Source organism: Bifidobacterium sp. H6bp9 (genome assembly GCF_032193695.1).
GTDB classification, from domain to species: domain Bacteria; phylum Actinomycetota; class Actinomycetes; order Actinomycetales; family Bifidobacteriaceae; genus Bombiscardovia; species Bombiscardovia kimbladii.
In genome coordinates this window covers 754,397-773,148 of record NZ_JASTZY010000001.1, presented here as the reverse complement: position 1 = coordinate 773,148, position 18,752 = coordinate 754,397, and the positions used below count along the sequence as shown (strand labels likewise).

The window sequence follows — 18,752 nt, the reverse complement described above, 5'->3', positions numbered from 1 at the left end:
ATGCTTCTTTCATGTTCCAAATGACGGTTGCCGGCTTCCCGGACGATGCATACGGACGGTGGAGCGGAACCATGTGTTTGCTGTCTTATGAGTCAGTGGAGCAACTGCGGTTTGCTCACTCCGGTGGCATATGACATCACGTTTTCCTCAGTCGCCTCTGTGGCTGGAATATTGGCCACCACCTCGTTCTGCCGGACTACTAGAATCCGATCACTGACTCCCAATACCTCAGGCAAATCAGAGGAAATCATCAGGATTGCCTTCCCTGCTTTTGCGAGGGAATTAATCAAGCCGTATATCTCCTGTTTGGCACCCACATCTACTCCACGGGTCGGCTCGTCCAGGATGAGCAAGTCCGATTTCTTGAGCAGCCATCGGGCTAGAACAGCCTTCTGCTGGTTGCCACCGGACAAATTGTTGATCTCGGTGTGCTCCATGGTCTGGTCGATGTTGACCTCCTGCATGATGTTCCGAACAGATGCCCGCATCTTGCCCTTGCGGAGAAGATGCATGTATTGGAACTGATCCAGTGATGAGATGGCGATATTTTCTTCGACGCTCATGACGGGGAAGATGCTCTGGGTCTTTCGGCTCTCCGGCAGGTAGGCCACTCCATGATTGATTGCTGATTTTGGAGAGTGGAAAAGAACCTTGTTCCCCTGAAGCTGGACGCTGATGGAGGCGCAGCGGTCGGCGCCAATTATGGCACGTGCCATTTCTGTCCTTCCGGCGCCAACCAGCCCGGACATGCCCACAACTTCGCCGGCGTGGACGCTGAATGATACAGGCTGGTCGTCTTCCTTGATTCTGAGATTTTCGACCCTCAGAACCTCGGCGCCTTTCTGTCGGGCATCGTGCTCATAGAGTTTTTCAACCTTTCTGCCGACCATTTTGGATACGACCTGAGATTGGTCGACCTGGGAGAGCTTGTCGGTCAACACAGTCTGGCCATCGCGGAGCACGGTAATCCGATCAGCCAGACGCCAGACCTCCTCCATGCGGTGCGAGATGTAGATCAGTCCAGTGCCCTCGTCGCGAAGAGTGCTGATCAGGGTGAACAGCTGCTCCGATTCGGCTTTCGATAGGGAAGCAGTGGGCTCGTCCAGAATGAGTATTCGGGCCTTCTGGGCGAGGGCCTTGGCTATTTCGACCATTTGCTGTTCGCCGACGCCTAGTTTGCCCAACTCCGTATTTGGATCGATGTCCGCCTTGATGACCTCAAGCTTGCTTTTGGCTTCATCCTTGAGGCGCTTTTTGTCTACCAGACCGTACCGTGTCTTTGGCTCTTGACCCAAGGCCAGGTTTTCTGCGACAGTCATGGTCGGCACGACGTTGAGCTCCTGATGGATAATGGCAATGCCTTGATCCGTTGCCTGCTTGGGGGTTCGGATCTCAACAGGCTTGCTTTCGATGGCAATGGAGCCGGAATCGAGGCTGAGGTTGCCTGACAGGATGTTCATCAGCGTCGATTTTCCTGCCCCGTTTTCTCCCATCAGAGCCAGAACCTCATGGTCATAAAGGTTTAGGCTAACGTTGTCGAGGACTGTTACACCTGAAAAGCTCTTGCAGATGTTCCGTAGCTCCAATAAGGCGGCTTTATTCTCTGACATGCTCACCACCCTTTGTACTTGTTGACGTTGTCGCGAGTGATCATTTCGCTGGGAATCAGGATGGTCGTTTTCTTGGGTGTCTTTCCTTTGACCTTGTCCTGGGCGAACTTCACGGCCTGATCAACCATGGCCCTTGGATTCTGGGTGGCTGCACCGATGAAAGGCGAACCTGCTCGTTTGAGCTCGTCCACTCCTTGTGGGCTGGCATCGATGCCTGTGACGATGATCTGGTCCTGCCGCCCGGCTTGTTCCACAGCCAGGGCTGCCCCGAGGGCAGAGGGGTCGTTCATGCCGAAGATGCCCTGCACGTCCTTGTTGGCGGTGAGCATATCGGTGGTCACTGTCAACCCTGTGGCTCTGTCGTTCTTTGAGGCCTGCTGGGCTACCACTTTGATTCCAGGGTATTTCTTGAGCGCTTGCTTGCAGCCTTTGATCCTATCGGTGATGGTTTGAATGGGTGTTCCATCAACGATTAGGATGTTACCTTTGCTTCCCAGCTTCTCTGAGAGGTAAGAGCAGGCAAGCTGCCCAGCCTGCACGCCATCGGTGGTTACGATAGCATCAGCTCCTTTGGCTGGGGTGTCTACAGCCACAACGATTATGCCTGCGTCTCTAGCCCTCTTGATTGCCGGTTGCAGGCCGCTTTCATCGACGGCGGATACGATGATCAGATCCACGTTCTGCTCGATGAAAGCAGAAATTTGGTTATCTTGGGTAGCCAAATCGAGTTGGGCGTCCTGAACGTTCAGACGTGCTCCGATTCGTTTCGCCTCCTTTTTTGCCTCCTTGTCCATGGAAGAGAAGAAGGGATTCGACATATCTTGAACCATCAGACCAATGCTTTTGATTTCAGTTCGCTTTGGTGCAGACTGCCTGTCTTCGTCGCCATTGCTGCAGCCGGTTAGAGCGAGCGATGCGGACAGAATTGCCGCCATCGCGGCGATGATTTTCTTGGATCTCATAATTTAATTTACCTTTCGCAAAACGGTCAGGCAGCCCCCGTTGGATACCTGCAACCGCACGATTCTCTGATCTTCAGTGATGCTTCAATCGTTTGGTGAATGGGTTCCATCGTCATTTGTGGTTTCCCATCCGGTTTCGAATCGTCGTCACCTCCTTTTCTGTCTTGTTTCTGATCAATCAGTGCAAGAATATGTTCAGCGGCCTTGGCGCCGATTCCATAGCTGTCTTCCGAAACCAGGGTGATGCGTGGTTTCAATAGGTCGGACCATATGAAGTCATCGAACGCCACTAGCGCCAGGTCGTCGGGTATCTTAATCGCCCTTGACTGTAGGGCAGTCATGATCCCTAGCAGTATTGGGTTGTTGCCGGCGATAATGACATCGGGCCGGAATTTATCATGATCCAAAAACTCGTCGAGTGCTTTCCTCGTGGAGAACTGATCGTTGTTGCATTCCAGAACGCGGATGGCGGCTCCGCATCGCGCAGCTGCTTGGCGGAGTCCTGATTCCCTGATATATCGGCTGTTCCAGACCGACGGGTAGATGACTAATAGCCATCGTTTGAAGTGATGCTCTGCCAAATGGTTCCCCAGTTTGTTTGAGGCATCCTTGTTATCTGTTGTGACATAGGAGAAGTCTTCGTGAGCTGATCCAGGAGTCGAATCGACGAAGACTACAGGCATCTTCCACTCCCGCAGCCGTTGCCGGGATGAATCGCTCAGTCCCAGGGTTGATATTATGCCTCCAGGGCGCGTTTCCAAGACATGCTGAAGCAGCAGGCTCTCGGCAGACTCTGAGTAGTGGCCGTCAATGGCGATGTCTGATATGAGCAGGTTTTCGCCCCTTATTTGGAATATGCTTTCGATTCCGCTAATCAGATCCAGGTAGTAGGGATTTGACATTCCTGCTGTAAGGAGACTGACTGAGTGGTGAAGTCCCTTGCGCAGATCCCTGGCATTGACGTTGGGAATGTAGCCCTTTTCTTTAGCGACTTTCAGTACGGCGGCACGTGTGGTTTTGGAGACCCCGCTTAGGTCGTTGATGGCCCTTGACACGGCATACACGGAAAGGTTCAGCTCGTCCGCAATGTCCTTCAAAGTAACGCCAGTGTGTTTCATCATCGAATCCTAAACGTTTATTATTAGCAATATAAAGATACTATCAGGTTAATTTTGTCGGGTCAAGTTATATCTGGAGACGATGGGCGATGATGGCATCTTTTTAATGGCGTCGGACCCTGTGGTCTTTTGCTGTTAACGAAGTGCTTTACTGGCTCGGGGGTATCTCTCCGGAACCTCTGGGGATCAATTCAGTAGGAAGCAGGATGTGGCGAGGTTCGGCAGTCAAGCCATTGATGCGTTCGAACGCCATGTTTGCGGCTATTCGGCCGATGTTCTCAGGATTCTGCTTGATGACCGTGATTCCAGGATCAAGCATGTCAAACATATCGGCGTCATCGAAGCTGATGATTGCTATGCTCTTTTCCAGTCCTCTTGTTCTCAGGGCGCGAATCACGCCTCGGGCGATGAGGTTCTGCCCTGCAAAGATCGCGGTAGGCCGTTTGGTTCGTGCCCTGTCTATCAGTCTGCATGTGACAGTGTATGCTTTGCATTCATCCATATCGTCAACCAGATCAATATTGCCCATCGGCAGGGAGCTCTCTTTGACGGCGGCAAGGAAGCCTTTTCTCCGCTGGCTTACGGTATACACGTTTTTCTTGGCTCCTAGGTAGGCCATGTTCCTATGCCCAATGGATAAAAGCGCCCGGGTCCCATTGATGGCACCGGCATAGTTGTCAGACATGACGGTGTCTGAAGGCAGCCCCATAGAGGTGCTGTCGGCAAAAACGACAGCCAGCCCACGACGCATTTCGGGAATCAGGTAGTCCTGTGAGCTGGCGGCTGTGACCAGGATCAGTCCGTCAATCCGCCGGCTCAGCATTTCGTCTACGGTCTTGGAGTCCCTGTCTTGATTACCGGTAAGCGCCGAGGCCAGAACCAGACTGGAGTGCTGCACGGCGACGCTGTCGATGGACCAGTGCACCGATGAGGAGAAGGGGTTGGGCCTTGCTCCCAGCAGAACCCCGAGGGTTCTGCTGCTGCTTTTGCCGCGTTTCAGATCGGCTGCATGCACGTCGGGCCGATAGTGCAGCTCCTTGATGGCCGAAAGGACGCGCTCCTTGGTCGTTGAAGAGACATAGGGCTCTTCATTGATCACACGGGATACCGTCTTTGGCGCGACTTGTGCAAGGGCCGCCACGTCCTTGATGGTGGGGTGGCTGTTCGCATTGCCGCTGTTCTGTGTCATATCTAGCATTGTCCCCCGTGAATTGACAACGGTCTGTAATTAGTATAGCTTTACATATGTCAACGTTGTCAGACAACGTTGACATATAGTCACTATGAGGTGGCGTTGGTTACGTCCAACGAAGGAGAGACCATGAAACTATCATTCGCTAAGAGGGCATGCACCTGTGCGGTGGCTGCCCTATCCTTATTTGGTTTCGGGGGGTGCGGTTCTTCGCAGCAGTCGGGCACTATCACTTGGCTCAGTGCGAGGCCTGCCAGTGAAGGAAGCATAAAAGCAATCAAGCAGATCGCTAACGAGTACGCGAAGTCGCATCAGGGTTTCAAGCTGGAGTTCCAGAATATCTCTGATCGACCTTCATATAACCAAAAGTTGAAAGTGCTGGCATCCAGTAACCGTTTGCCTGAGTTATGGGATGCGGATCCTGACCCGTACTTCGCCAAGCTTGTCAAGGACGGCCGTGCTGAAGATATTGGAAAACTCTACAAGGACATTGGCGTAACCAACCGCTTTTATCACATATCCACCAAGTACCCGACAATGGCTGATGGCAGTCTGCACTTAATGACTTTCAATGCTAATGCGGAGTACTTTTGGTACAACAAAGACGCCTTCCGCAAAGCAGGCATTGCAGAGGAGCCTAAGACCTTTGACGAGTTGCTGACAGACCTTCAGAAGCTCAAGGACACGGGCGTTATACCGATCGCTCTTGATGGCAAGGACCAGTGGCCTTTTTATAGGTTCCTGGGGATGATTCCATACAGGGAAACCGGCAATGAGTTCCTTGCCAAGCTCAAGGTCGGAAAGGAATCTATGGCCAGTCCGACTGGTCAAGCCGGAATCGCTTTCCTCCAAAAGATGTCAGCTTATTTCCAGCCTGGCTTCACGAATTCGGATGCCACCGCCACTTTGAATCTGTTCAAGAGCAAGCGTGCTGCGATAACGTATGACGGTACTTGGAACCTCCCGTCCTACGTTGACGATTCCGGCAATCTGAAATCGGACATCGGTTATTTCCGCCTTCCCATGCTTGGTAAAGGAGACAAAACTGCGCCCACGGACTTCTTTGCCAATTCGGGCATCGGCACTGCCGTCAGCAAGGGCAAGCTAACTCCTCAGCTGAAGGATTTTCTCAAATATCTATTCGGCAAATACGGTGATGTGGCTTTGAACGACTATCGGGTCATTCCTTCAGTCAAGCCCAAAGGCAGTGTTAAGACCCCCCGCATATATCAGGATGTCCTGTCCGACATAGCCAAGGTCAACGATTATGCACAAGTCTGGGATGTACAACTTGATGCGAATACTGTCAGTGTGCTTGGACGACAGTGCCAAAGCCTGCTGGTGGACAATACCTCTACCCATGAGTTTGCGGCCAATGTCGACAAAGCCATCGCTCAATACAACAAGGCCAAGTGAAGGCAGATATGGAAAAATCTAATCCAGCGGATTCCATCCCGCCACGGATAGTGCGTCGGAGGTGGTCCTGGCCAGGTCATTCGTCCAGGGGCAACAGGGCCATCAGTTCGGGAGCCGCGTGGCCCTATTACCTGCCTGCGGTCATCATCTTTACGCTCATAGTGGTTGTCCCTATCATTTGGTCATTCGGTGCGAGTCTGTTTGACTGGAATGGAATAGGAGCCATGCGATTTTCTGGCCTAGCGAATTTCAAACTGATGCTGACCGATAAGGTATTCCGCGCGGCTTTCCTCAACACCATTTTCTTCACCCTTCTGGGTACCTGCGTTCAGATGCTCATGGGTTTGGTGATGGCCCTGTTGGTCTTGTGCATCGACCGATTTAGGACCATCATCAGAACGGTTTATTTCATTCCGTGCGTCATTTCCTCGGTCGCTATCAGCCAGATCTTCGCCCAGATGCTGGCTGTCAATCCGCCGGGGGTTGTGCCGGCAGTAGGCAGTCTGTTCGGGCTAGCTCCTCACGCTTTGCTCTCTGATCCTCATTGGGCCTTGGTGCTGGTGACGCTCATCGATGCCTATAAGTTCGCCGGCATATACATGGTCATCTATTATGCGGCTCTGCAGTCAGTTGATGCCGAAGTGCTGGAAGCGGCATTGATCGACGGCTGCAATTGGTGGCAACAGCTCATCTATATAAGGGTGCCTCTGATCAGGGCTGTCTTGGAGGTGACGTTGGTGATGCTGGTTTCTGGATGCTTGAAGGGGTTCGATGTCTCCTACGTGCTTACTGGAGGTGGTCCCGGTTCGTCCAGCGAGCTGGTGTCTACCTACCTGTACAAGACAATCTTCATATCCGGGAATTTTGGCTACGGTAGCGCCATCAGCATCTTCCTGGCGGTGGAGTGCCTGGTAACGCTTCTTATTCTGCGCCGCCTGTTCGGGAGAGGGGACAAAGCATGACTACGAAGCCAGGCAAGAAAACCAGGGGATTGGTATATGCGATTATTGCAGTTTTCGTTCTGGTGCAGATATACCCGATTCTTTGGGTCACACTCTCTTCGTTGAAAAGCCCCGATGAGCTCGCAGATACCTTGGCTTATCAACTGCCTAAGGGTCTGTATTTGGGTAATTATGTGAGAGCCTTTGCCACATCAGGTCTGCTGCGATATTTGATCAACAGCACGATCGTTGCCGTGCTGACCATTCTGGTCACCGTCATGGTCGGAGCGCCTGCGGCGTTTGCCATTGAAAAGCTGCGGTTCCGGGGGTCGGATAAGGTGCTTTCCTATTTGCTGGTAGGACTTCTGGTGCCTTCATTCGCAGCTTTGCTTCCGCTGTTCGAAGTATTTAACAAAATCGGCATTACGGACACCTATCTGGCCCTCATCATTCCGCAATTGGCTTTCAACCTGCCGATGTGCGTTTACTTGTATGCTGGATTCATGAAGGAGATACCGGATTCGTTGTTGGAGGCCGCTCGTATAGATGGGGCCGGAACCTGGCAGATCTTTTCGAAGATCGTCATGCCTCTTTCCCGCAACACGACTGTGACTGTGGCGACCTACAACTTTGTCTTCATCTGGAATGAATTCGTGTTCGCCAACACTTTTATGGTTCGCAGCGATATGAAGACCCTCCCAATAGGTCTGAACGACTTTGTCGGCATGTATGGGCAGACCGACCTGGGAGCTACGTATTCGGCCATAGTCGTGTCCATGATCCCGACCCTCATACTCTACTTCTTCCTGAACAGACAGGTTATCTCCGGCATGGTGGCCGGAGCAGTCCGCGGGTAGAGGCGCCAGCAACAGAATTAAGGAAAATAATGAACAAGCAATTGGACATCAGTAGTGATTGGAGCGTTCTACAGGACGTCAATGATGTCGGTGAAAAACTGAGGCTATATGAGGATCGCGACTGTACGCAGGTCGGACCGCAGATATCAGAGTGGGAGCCGTTGCCGGCTCTGGAGCATCTCCAGTGTCTGTTGGATGAGCAGCCTTATTGGGGACGCCGGCTGCGGTATTTCAATCAGGCACCTTGGTGGTATCGTCGGCTCATTGATCTTGATAATTCTGAGATGGACGGCAAGATTCTCCTGCGGTTCAGCAATGTCGATTACTTTTGCAAGGTGTGGATGAACGGGCAACTCCTTGGCTCCCATGAGGGCTACAGTGAGTCGTTCGTCTTTGATGTCAGCAATGTCGTACACTCCGGCACGAATATCCTGATGGTCAAGGTTTGGTCACCTTGGGATAGGCAGATAAGGAATGATGACGTTGAGAACCGTACCTATATGGTTGAAAGGAGATTGGTCAAAGGAACCTACGAGCATGATGACGGCCTTATAGCCCGTGACGTGAATCCCGTGGGCATTTACGGCAAGGTTACCCTATCGATTCATGAGTCTGCTTGTCTGGCTGAAGATCCGCGCCTGAGCGTGTGGATGGATGATCAGGGTCGTGGAAGAATAGCCGTCAGAGGGAAAGTACTCGGTCGCGGTAGTGATTGTTCATCCGTGTTGAGAATCCTGGTGCGAGATCCAGTTGATGGCCGTGTGCTGCTAGATGCAGATAAGCAGGTCCAGGGACCTTTCGAATTCAAAGCTGCCGTTGATGGCGTGACGCCTTGGTTCACTTGGGATCTGGGAGAGCCGAAGCTCTATGACATGACATTGAGCTTGGACGGCGAACAGGAGGAAAGCCGGAAGATCGGATTCCGGAATGTCAAACTTGATCGTGATGAATCGACAACCCGGTTCGTGCTTAATGGAAAGCCGCTGTATGTGCGTGGGACATCCTATTTCCCTGATGTCTATATATCTCGAATGCACAGAATGCGGTACCTGCGTGATTTGCAGGCTATCAAAATGGCTGGATTCAACTTGATCCGGGTGCATGTGCATGTCGAGAAGCCGGAATTGTACGATTTATGCGACCGCATGGGCATTGCCGTGATCCAGGATTCAGAATACAACTGGAACCAGCCCAGGACTTCTGAGTGGGCGGAAACGTTTGTACGGTTGTTTGTCAGTACCGTCAAAACCCTCGATAGACATGCCAGTGTTTTCAGCTGGATATGTCTTAATGAACCAGGCGTAGTGGATGTGCCGAAGGGCACACAGGGCACGGCTATGCAAGTGAGTCCAGGCCCTGCCATCTATCGGGAGGTCACTCGAACAGACCCGACTCGTCCCGTTATCAAAGGCTCGTATTGCGCTGATGATTTGACCAGCGGAGACAGCCACAACTATACGGGATCGTTGGATACTCCTCCCACGTCGTATACGTTGATTGACGGCACGAAAGAGAAGTTCAATACAGAATTTGGTTTCGACGCCCCCGGCTACTTTGGAAATTTGAGGAATCTCGGGACGTTGACAGAGCGTATAGCGGCCTTGGAGCCTTTGACAGGAACATTGCAACGTTATCAGACTGAGCTGCTCAAGTATTACATCGAGCACTATCGGTGTCAAAGAGCTGCACCCAATTGGGGATATGTACAGTTCATGTTCATAGACCTGTGCCCACAAAGCTTCTATGGGCTGTTGGATTGGTGGGGGCAGCCGAAACCTGCATACGAGGTGGTTGCCAGGATCAATCAACCCATAGGTGTTTTCCTGAATAGGTGTAGCAAAAAGATCTCTGGATTGGTTGTTGCCAATGACTCCCCCAAGGATCTAGGTCAGGTTTCCGTTACCTGGCGATTCGTGAATTCGCAAGGGTACGAGGTGCTGAAAGGAAATGCATCTATTTCACTTGCGCCTTTTTCAAGCGTTCAGATACAGGAGGTCTCACTCGCTTCACAGCAAAATGACGGCGACGATTTATCGGCTTACCTGACCCTGTGTGACGGAGAAAAAAGAGTTCTGGCATCAAACAGCTATGACAGTGTCTTCAGCCATCCTGAGCATCCGTCGGGCCATCCTGTAAGGCTTAGCCATGAGTTTGGAGTCCGGCTATATTCTGCCTGAACGGCAGTAAGAAAGTGGTGATGGAATCAAGAATCGGCCGGTGGCTTGAAATGATTTTCTTTTCAAGCCACCGGCCAAATACTTTGCGTGTCGTATTTTCGACACATCGACAGTGAAGCAACTAAACTGTCGCCTTATTCTCCAAGGAGAAAGAGATCTCCCGTATGCAGCTTAGACATAGTCGCCTAAGTAGAGCCTGGATGTTTACGCGGCTTGACGGTGGTAGCTACTTCTTGTTTTTGTCTCCGGAGCGGGGAATGCCCAGAAGTTTGCGAGTCTCGGCAACCAGCTTTTTCGGCGTCTTGCGCACTCCGCTCTCTTCGGCATCCTTGATGATGGTCTTTACGTCCAGATCGGGGTTGCGGTCCTGTGTGGCCACCAGGTCGCGTGCCTCCTGCCGGTTGAGCACGGTGGGCAGGGTGCCAGGCATGGGGCGCCGCGCGGTCTCTGCAAGGAAGAGCACGGTGATCAGACCGCAGGTCGAAGTGAACATGATCCAGTAGGCGGGTGCCAGGGACTTGCCAGTCGCGGTCACCAGTCCTTCCATGATGACAGGTGCGGTTCCGCCGAAGACGGCTACGGCCAGGTTGTAAGACAGTCCCATGCCGCCGTAACGGGAGGCAGTGGGGAAGAGGGCCGGCAGGGTGGAGGCCAGGTTGGCCACGAAGAAGATGACCGGGATGGCCAGCAGAACCAGTCCGCCGAAGACGGCACCTGTGGTCTCGTGCTCCAACAGTCGGAAGGCCGGCAGGGCCAGGCACAGTCCGGTGAAGGCCCCCATGAACAGCACCTTCTTGCGGCCGAAGCGGTCGGAAAGGGCTCCGGTAATGGGGATGCAGCAGGCCACCATGAGCAGGACCGGCAGGGAGAGCAGGTTGGCCTGGGCCGTGTTGTAGTGCAGGGTGCCCGACAGGTAGGTGGGCATGTAGGCGGTCAGCGTGTAGCTCAGGGTGTTGGCCGCGGCCACCAGGATGAAGGCCATGAGCAGCTCTCGCCAATAGCCCCGGATCAGGTCCAAGAGGCTCTTGTGTTGGCTCTTGGTCTTCTCGTCACTGGCATCCTGGGCCTGGCGGAAGGCAGGTGTGTCCTGGACCTTGGCCCGGAAGTAGACCGCGATAGCGGCCAGCGGCAGGGCGATGATGAAGGGGATGCGCCAGCCCCAGGCCAGCATGGCCTGCGGGGAGATGGAGAATTCCAGCAGGGAGACCAAGGCTGCTCCGAAGGCGTAGCCCAGGTAGGATCCCACATCCAGCAGGGAGGCGAAGAAGCCGCGATGCCGGTCCGGGGAGTATTCGGTGACCATGGTCGAGGCGCCCGCGTACTCGCCGCCCGTGGAGAAGCCCTGGATCAGCTTGAGCAGGATGAGCAGAATGGGCGCCAGGGGACCGACGGCCGCATAGCTGGGTAGAAGGCCGATCAGCAGGGTGGCTGCGGACATGCTCAGCAGGGTGAAGGCCAGAATGCGCTGTCGGCCGACCTTGTCGCCCAGCTGGCCCAGAACCACGCCGCCCAAAGGCCGTGCGATGAAGGTGACAGCGAAAACACCCAGGGAGAAGAGCCGCTGCACGGCATCGGACGCGTCGGACAGGAAGACGCGGCCGATCGTCACTGCTAGGTAGCCGTAGACCCCCACGTCGTACCATTCCATGAAGTTGCCGACCACGGTGCCGGCGATGGCCCGCTTGAGGGTGGACCTATCCACCACGTTGATGTCGGTCAGATGCAGGCGTTCGCTCCAGCCCCGATGGGGTTTGGGATTTTGCTTGCGGGCCTTACGCTTGGCTGCGGCCTGCTGCTTCTTGATCTGCTTGGCTGTCTGCCTGCCGCGTCGTTCCTGCTCATGTTGGCCGCTATCTGCAGCCACGATTTTATCGTCCTCTGCCATTGTTCCTTCTCCGGCCCCTAGGCCGTTGTTCGTCTTTTCCGCCTTTGTGATTTCCCTGTCTGCCTCTTCCTTTAGCGGTTTTCACAAAAATGCCATAAATATACAGCTTACCACGCCCCCTGTTGTGAGCTGTGAAAGGCCAAGCTTCGCCCTCACAGCTCACTTGGGAGGATTCGATTCAGACCTTGAGAAATCCGGGACCCCGGTAGTCGTTATCTGGGAAGTGGAAGAAGGCCTATCAGTCTCTTCTCACAGCTTGTCCAGGAAGGGCTTGGCTCGAGCATTGCCGCCCTTGTGCTAGCAGAGGATGCTGTAGGCGGTCCGAAGGAGCCCTTGGGTACGCCTGAGAGCTGCGTGACGATAGGCTCCGATCGAGAATGACTGATGAAAAAGCGGGCCCGCCGGTTGAGGGGGAGGTGCGTCGCAACGCGGTCCCTCAGAACGGGCGGGCTCTGTTTGGCGGAAAGCGGTCCTATCAGGCCTTCAGGAAGTCAGGCTTGGCAAAGGCGGGATCAGGATAGGTGTAGAAGCCCTGTCCGGAGTCCTTGCCGGTCTTGCCCTCGTCCATCATCTTCTGGATCTTATCCATGAAGGGCTTGAAGTCAGGGTTGTCGCCCTGCTGCTCCTTGGTGATATTGAAGGCTGTCCGCAGCCCCACAACGTCGAAGATGGCAAAGGGCCCCATCGGGGCGCCCGTGCCGATCATCCAAGTCTTGTCCACGGTCTCCGGGTCTGCAATGTCGTGGCCCCAGAGGTGGGCAGCGGCGTTGAGCAGGGGGATGAGAAGGGTGTTCAGGACGTATCCGGGTTGCTCCTTCTTCAGGACGATGGGGACCATGCCGATTTCCTTGGCATAGTCCACGATCTCGTTGAAGACCTTGGGGTCGGTCTGCTCGGAGCCCATGATCTCTGCAGTGTTGTTCAGCCAGACCTGGTTGGCGAAGTGCATGTTCAGGAACTTGTCCGGCCTGCCCGTGTCGGGGGCGAAGGTGCTGGGCACGTAGGTGGATGAGTTGCTGGTGAAGATGGTGTCCTTGGGCGCCAGTTTGGCCAGGCTCTGGTAGAAGTCGTGCTTGATGGAGGGCTTCTCGGGGACAGCCTCGATGACCAGGTCAGCGTTCTTGACAGCCTCGGCCATGTCGGCGGTAAAGGACATGTTATTCAGGCCTGCGTCGAACTGCTCATCAGTGGCGTTGATGTCGTGCTTGTAAGAATCGCGTAGGTTCTTGACACGCTCCTCTGCGGCCGCCACAGCCTGGTCGTTGATGTCGTAGATCGTCACTTTTTTGCCTTTGAAGGCTGATTGATAGGCGATTTGGCTGCCAAGCACCCCACCGCCGGCAACCGTGACATTATGAATGTTCGTCATAAAAACCTCTTTCATTCGTGGTATCCATCCTTGGATACGCTCTTCCATAGTAGAGCCAGGTCTTGGACGGGGCCAGGCTCACAGATGTGGCAGACAGGCGATCAGGCCTTAAGGAAGTCCTCATCCTTGTAACGCGGGTTCGGATAGTCATAGAATCCGTGGCCTGCGTCACTGCCGGTCTTCCCCTCGTCGAGCATCTTCCTGACCTTCTCCAGGAAGGGCTTGAAGTCGGGGTCGTCGCCTTTCTGTTCTTCGATGATGTTGTAAATGGTCCGCAGGCCGACCGCGTCATAGGCGCCGAAGGGGCCAACGGGCGAGCCAGTGCCGATCATCCAGGTCTTATCGATGGTTTCAGGGTCTGCTATGTCGTTGCCCCAGAGGTAGCCGGCATCCTCCAGGAAGGGGACCAGCAGGCTGTTGAGGATGTACCCGGGCTGCTCCTTGTGGAGTGGGATGGGGACCATGCCGATTTCCTTGGCATAGTCGACAATCTCATTGAAGATGTCGGGGTCGGTCTGGTCGGAACCCATAATCTCGGCGGTGTTCATGCGCCACACGTGATTGGCGAAGTGAAGGCAGAGGAACTTAGCTGGACGACCGGTGTCTGCGGCATAGGTGCTGGGCACGTAGGTGGAGGAGTTGCTGGCGAAGATGGTCTTCTCAGGGGCTACCTTGGCCAGGCTCTGATAGAAGTTGTGCTTGATGGAGGGTTTCTCGGGGACGGCTTCGATGACCAGGTCGGCGTTCTTGACGGCTTCAGCCAGGTCTGCGCTGTAGCTCAGGTTGTTCAAGCCTGCATCGAACTGCTCGTCGGTGGCGTTGATGTCCCGCTTGTAGAGGTCACGACGGTTCTTGATCCGCTGCTCCGCCGCTGCAATGGCCTCATCATTAATGTCGTAGACTGTGACTTTCTTGCCCTTGAAGGCTGATTGGAAGGCGATCTGGCTGCCCAGCACTCCACCGCCGGCCACCGTGACATTCTCAATGTTCGTCATGAGAAACTTCTTTCATTATCAGGCGCCCCGCATTGGACGCAATGCTCATTTTAGTGGAGGAATACGGGTCGCATTGAAAGGGGTTTTGTGTCGAAAGCGGCTGGTTTCTAGGGAAATTCAGGTGAATTCAGTTCCTTGCAAGCTGCAGATAAATGTGTCTCATTACTCACATGGGATTTCCCGTATGGAGCTCTGCGCTCGCTGTATACAGGATTCGCACGTCAGGCTATGTCTTCTTGCAGCCTGATCGGATGGCGTTCAGAGAATCTGGCAGAACTCGATGGTCTCCTGGTTGGGGCCAATGACGTTGAAGTAGCGGATTCCGCGCTGCCAGAAGGTGGGAATGGACTGGATGGAGTCCTCTCTGATGGTCAATCCCATCTCCAGGGCATGCTTGTAGGCGGCATCGATGTCTGGCGTATCCAGCGCCCAATGGTTGATGGCTCCGGTGCGCATGGGCGCAGGCTCGCCCTCCCAGGTTTCGATGGTCAGATGGCCCAGTCGCAGAAAGGCGCAGCGGTTCTCTCCGTTGGGGTAGATGCCGACCAGCTCGAACCCGAGTTTGTTCGTGTAGAAGTCGATGGTCTCGTCCAGATCGCGGGCGATCATGCCCGAGTGCTGGAAGTCAGTGGTGAAAGCCGACATGTTTTGCATAGTGATGACTCCTCCTTGAGGGTTAAGGTACTTGATAGCATGTTAGGGCTGTTTCAGCAGTTCTTGTCAATTCGGGAATGTGACCAATGCCTTGGTCGTTTCACCAATCTTGCCTTCCATGAGTTCAGGAACTTGTTCCAGTTTCAGTTCGTGACTAATCAGGTCACTTATATTCAACCGCCCGGATTCTAGGAGACTGATGGCATCCATGCAGGAGAGGGGATTGATGAAGGATCCTTTGATGGTCAGTTCTTTCTGGTAAATATCATAGGTATTCATGGTGAAGTGGGCATCGGGGGCGCCCACCCCGAACATGAGGACCTGGGCACCACGTCTGCACGCTTGGATGGCCTGCGCCTGTGTGGCTGGAAGGCCAACGGCCTCCACGACCAGATCATAGGCCTCGACAGGCAGAGTCTCGCAGTCAGTCTTGTACGTGGCGTGGATGTTGCTCAAACGTCTGCCTAAGGCCAGTTTCTCAGCACTGATGCCGGCTAGATCCACCTGGACCAGACCATAGCATTGAAGAATCTGGGCGAAGAGCTGTCCCATGAAGCCGTCCCCGATGACCAGTGCCTTCTGATTGGGTCGCAATGCCATGAGATTTACGCCGTGGACCGCACAGGAGATTGGTTCCATCATGGATGCTTCTCGCAGCGTGACTCCATCGGGTACTTTGTAGACTACTTCAGCAGGGGCCGAGAAGTATTCCGCCATCCCCCCGTTCCGGGTTACACCGATAGCTGACAAGTGACTGCAAAGCCCGGGTTTCCCGCTTCGGCAGTAGTTGCACTGGTGGCAGTAGATGTTGGGATCCACGGCCACATTATCCCCAACCGCTAGACCGGTCACCTGGCTTCCGACGTATGCGATCCGGCCTGAATTCTCGTGGCCTAGTATGATGGGCGGATCAGCTTTAGCTGAACCAGGAAGACCCAGATACAGATCACGGTCGGTGCCGCAAATACCCGCATAAGCAGTGCGGATTAGGACTTCTCCGCTGCCAATGTGGGGCGTGGGCACATCCTCCAGGTCCAGTTCTTGTGGGTTTTTTAGAACAAGTGCCTTCATGACTCATCCCCAGGTTCCTGTGCTCCGGGTTGTGCGTTGTCGGCAGCTTCCTTGAAATCGGGTAGCTCTATCTGGATTTTGACATCCTCCTGGTGCCCCTGGGCTGCCCTGTCGAAAGCCTCCTGGGCCTGATCCATTCTGTAGGTTCGGGAGATGAAGGGCTTCAAGTTGATTTTTCCTGCTGAAACTAGATCAATGGACTTCTGGTAAACATTGGCATACCTAAAGACGTTCTCTATACGGGTCTCCCTGGCCTGGACCTCGGTAATATCCATAGGGACGATTCCTTCGGCTGGGATGCCGACGATAACGGTAGTGTTGCCCGGCGCTCCCAGTTTCCAGAGCTCCTGATAGGCATTGAGGTTTCCAGATGCTTCGAAGACACGGTCTGCTCCCCATCCGTCTGTCTCATCCATGACTCGGTCCAGAAGGCTGTCTTGGTTGATGTCCACAGGAATGACTCCAGGGATTTGGGCAGCTAGGTTCAATTTAACGCGGGATGAGTCGGACACTAGGACGCGTGCGCATCCCCCGGCCATAGCCGAAGCCGCCGTCATCAGTCCAATGGTTCCTGCTCCACTCACTGCTCCGGTGTCGCCTGGTTTTATCCTGGCCTTGGTAGCAGACCACATTCCTACTGAAAGGGGCTCTAAGAGGGCTCCTTCCGCGTAGGACATATTCTCCGGCAACTTGTAGGTGAAGGCTGCGGGGTGAACAATTTTTTCGCAGAGGCAGCCATCAACGGGCGGAGTTGCAAAGAAACGGACAGAGGGGTCAATATTGTATAGTCCCAGCTTGGAGGCTTTGGAATTCATATCAGGGATTCCGGGTTCCATCGCCACCTTATCGCCGACCCTGAACCCTTTGACCCCGGGTCCGACTTCAAGAACAGTCCCTGAGGCCTCATGTCCGATGATCATCGGTTTTTGCACGACGTACTTGCCCACTCTACCGTGCAAGTAGTAGTGCAAGTCTGAGCCACATATGCCAACGGTATGAGGAGCTATGAGCAATTCGCCAGATCCGGGTGCGGGTGGATCGGGGACATCCCGCACCTTGATGATGCCTTGTTTCTCTAAAACGACCGCTTTCATTTGCTGCTCCTTTAACCGGGCTAAAAAGGGGGTTGGATTTACATCGTCATTGACAACTTGCTTCCATACTATGCGTCACTGATGGGATGAATATATTGCCCTATAACCAATAGTGGTATTATTTTGACTTCTAATCTGATCTGCGGGGGAAGGACAGCACGAATAGGCTTTCGATAGCTTTGTTGCACTTGATAGTGTCAGATTGCAGCGGAGGTTTACATATACATGAGAGACAGCGCAGTTGATCGCGGGGCACTTGAGGTTGTGGTGCCACGAGGAGATGAATCAATCCGTTGGCTGGAGCACGGCTACCCGTCCGCTCTGGCCCGGTGGCATTATCACCCGGAGATAGAGATCCATTTGATCAGAGAAAGTAGAGGCTACATGATGGCCGGTGACGGCATGGTCTCTTTTTCTCCAGGGCAGGTCTCGCTTTTGGGAAGCAATGTGCCACACAATTGGATTTCTGATCTGACCGCAGGCACCGTCATCTCGCATAGGGATGTGGCTTGCCAGGTTCATCCCAACCGTATCCAGGCTCTTGCACGGATCTTTCCTGAGGCTGGCCAGATTTCAGCTCTCCTGCAGCGGGGGCATCAGGCGATCGTACTTTCCGGTCAATCCGCCGTCCGTGTGGCCACGATATTGACCGACATGGGGAATCACCGTGAACTTGACCGCCTGATTGACCTCTTGGAGATATTCAGAGTCTTCGTGCAAGCTCCGAGTAACGAATGGTCCACCATGGTCACTCCGGGCTATGAGCCTGATGCTTCAGTAGATGCGGCTAACCGGATCAATCAGGTCCTGGCCTATGTCAATTCACATATTGCGGGCCAGATAAGCCTGAACGGGGCCGCAGAGGTTGTTTCGATGAGTCCATCGGCCTTCTCCAGGTTCTTTAAGAAGGCTGCAGGAATCAACTTTTCCGACATGGTCCGTAGGCTGCGCATCTCCCGAGCATCCCGCCTCCTGGTCACGACCGACTTGCCCATTGCCAGTATTCGAGCTCGAAGCGGATTTGGCAATGTTGCCAATTTCAACCGTCGATTCAAACAGGAAATGGGAACGACGCCAAGAGCCTACCGGCAATCCCATCGGTACTGAGCTGACCAGCTTCCGATTATGCGTGCATAGTTCTGCATTGTCAGATATTCACTAGGAGCCTGCAGAATCGTAATTTTGCTTATAGCGGGGAAGGGGCCGCTTGGGCAAGCTCTTTTCAGCCGATTTTCATCGGCCCGCATGCTGAGGATCTGACCAACCAATGATACTTATTTGTCAAATATTCATGCTGTCTTGCCTTTTTAGGCGTCTCGAGAAATAGGTAGGCATTGCGAATGAGCCATATTATGAAAGTCCTTTCAACGCCATATCGGAATCCGAGCCGCTCTGCTTACGCCAACGAAGT

General features: G+C 53.9%; 15 protein-coding genes. 5 read left to right on the top strand and 10 right to left on the bottom strand.

Annotated elements, in window-relative coordinates:
• Nucleotides 1–92: 92 nt before the first annotated feature.
• The 4 genes from QRX40_RS03205 to QRX40_RS03190 all read right to left on the bottom strand — a co-directional run bounded on the left by QRX40_RS03205 (nt 93) and on the right by QRX40_RS03190 (nt 4,879).
• Nucleotides 93–1,610, bottom strand: coding sequence for a sugar ABC transporter ATP-binding protein (locus QRX40_RS03205; RefSeq protein WP_313836232.1), 1,518 nt, complete (start codon nt 1,608–1,610; stop codon nt 93–95).
• 2 nt (nt 1,611–1,612) lie between these two features.
• Nucleotides 1,613–2,572 carry an ABC transporter substrate-binding protein gene (locus QRX40_RS03200; protein ID WP_313836231.1) on the bottom strand — a complete coding sequence of 320 codons (960 nt, stop codon included), beginning with the start codon at nt 2,570–2,572 and terminating at the stop codon, nt 1,613–1,615.
• 26 nt (nt 2,573–2,598) lie between these two features.
• Nucleotides 2,599–3,693 carry a LacI family DNA-binding transcriptional regulator gene (locus QRX40_RS03195; protein WP_313836229.1) on the bottom strand — a complete coding sequence of 365 codons (1,095 nt, stop codon included), beginning with the start codon at nt 3,691–3,693 and terminating at the stop codon, nt 2,599–2,601.
• Between the two features lie 145 nt (nt 3,694–3,838).
• Nucleotides 3,839–4,879, bottom strand: a complete 1,041-nt coding sequence (locus tag QRX40_RS03190) for a LacI family DNA-binding transcriptional regulator (RefSeq protein WP_313836227.1) — start codon at nt 4,877–4,879, stop codon at nt 3,839–3,841.
• 132 nt (nt 4,880–5,011) lie between these two features.
• Between QRX40_RS03190 and QRX40_RS03185 the strand changes: the two genes are divergently transcribed.
• From QRX40_RS03185 to QRX40_RS03170, 4 genes are all read left to right on the top strand, one after another.
• Nucleotides 5,012–6,298 carry an extracellular solute-binding protein gene (locus QRX40_RS03185; RefSeq protein WP_313836225.1) on the top strand — a complete coding sequence of 429 codons (1,287 nt, stop codon included), beginning with the start codon at nt 5,012–5,014 and terminating at the stop codon, nt 6,296–6,298.
• A 224-nt stretch (nt 6,299–6,522) separates the two neighbouring features.
• Entirely contained in the window at nt 6,523–7,260 is a 738-nt protein-coding gene (locus QRX40_RS03180; protein WP_313836223.1) for a sugar ABC transporter permease, read from the top strand.
• Entirely contained in the window at nt 7,257–8,096 is an 840-nt protein-coding gene (locus QRX40_RS03175) for a carbohydrate ABC transporter permease (RefSeq protein WP_313836221.1), read from the top strand. Before QRX40_RS03180 ends, QRX40_RS03175 begins: the two co-directional genes overlap by 4 nt.
• A gap of 29 nt (nt 8,097–8,125) precedes the next feature.
• Nucleotides 8,126–10,273: a glycosyl hydrolase 2 galactose-binding domain-containing protein gene (locus QRX40_RS03170; protein WP_313836219.1), complete on the top strand. Its 2,148-nt coding sequence runs from the start codon at nt 8,126–8,128 to the stop codon at nt 10,271–10,273.
• Between the two features lie 226 nt (nt 10,274–10,499).
• Here QRX40_RS03170 and QRX40_RS03165 read toward each other — a convergent pair whose 3' ends face one another.
• The 6 genes from QRX40_RS03165 to QRX40_RS03140 all read right to left on the bottom strand — a co-directional run bounded on the left by QRX40_RS03165 (nt 10,500) and on the right by QRX40_RS03140 (nt 17,341).
• Complete coding sequence (locus tag QRX40_RS03165; protein WP_313836218.1) at nt 10,500–12,158, bottom strand: MFS transporter; 1,659 nt, start codon at nt 12,156–12,158, stop codon at nt 10,500–10,502.
• 475 nt (nt 12,159–12,633) lie between these two features.
• Nucleotides 12,634–13,527 (bottom strand): 3-hydroxyacyl-CoA dehydrogenase, encoded by an 894-nt coding sequence (locus QRX40_RS03160; RefSeq protein ID WP_313836216.1) that lies wholly within the window; start codon nt 13,525–13,527, stop codon nt 12,634–12,636.
• A 101-nt stretch (nt 13,528–13,628) separates the two neighbouring features.
• The gene (locus tag QRX40_RS03155; protein ID WP_045925005.1) at nt 13,629–14,522 is read right to left on the bottom strand and encodes a 3-hydroxyacyl-CoA dehydrogenase; all 894 of its coding nucleotides are present in this window, start codon (nt 14,520–14,522) and stop codon (nt 13,629–13,631) included.
• Nucleotides 14,523–14,780: 258 nt separating this feature from the next.
• Nucleotides 14,781–15,167 carry a VOC family protein gene (locus tag QRX40_RS03150; RefSeq protein WP_396184250.1) on the bottom strand — a complete coding sequence of 129 codons (387 nt, stop codon included), beginning with the start codon at nt 15,165–15,167 and terminating at the stop codon, nt 14,781–14,783.
• A gap of 75 nt (nt 15,168–15,242) precedes the next feature.
• Nucleotides 15,243–16,247 (bottom strand): zinc-dependent alcohol dehydrogenase family protein, encoded by a 1,005-nt coding sequence (locus QRX40_RS03145; RefSeq protein WP_313836212.1) that lies wholly within the window; start codon nt 16,245–16,247, stop codon nt 15,243–15,245.
• Nucleotides 16,244–17,341, bottom strand: coding sequence for an NAD(P)-dependent alcohol dehydrogenase (locus QRX40_RS03140; protein ID WP_313836211.1), 1,098 nt, complete (start codon nt 17,339–17,341; stop codon nt 16,244–16,246). Before QRX40_RS03140 ends, QRX40_RS03145 begins: the two co-directional genes overlap by 4 nt.
• Nucleotides 17,342–17,566: 225 nt before the next feature.
• Between QRX40_RS03140 and QRX40_RS03135 the strand changes: the two genes are divergently transcribed.
• Nucleotides 17,567–18,448, top strand: coding sequence for an AraC family transcriptional regulator (locus QRX40_RS03135; RefSeq protein WP_313836210.1), 882 nt, complete (start codon nt 17,567–17,569; stop codon nt 18,446–18,448).
• Nucleotides 18,449–18,752: the final 304 nt, after the last annotated feature.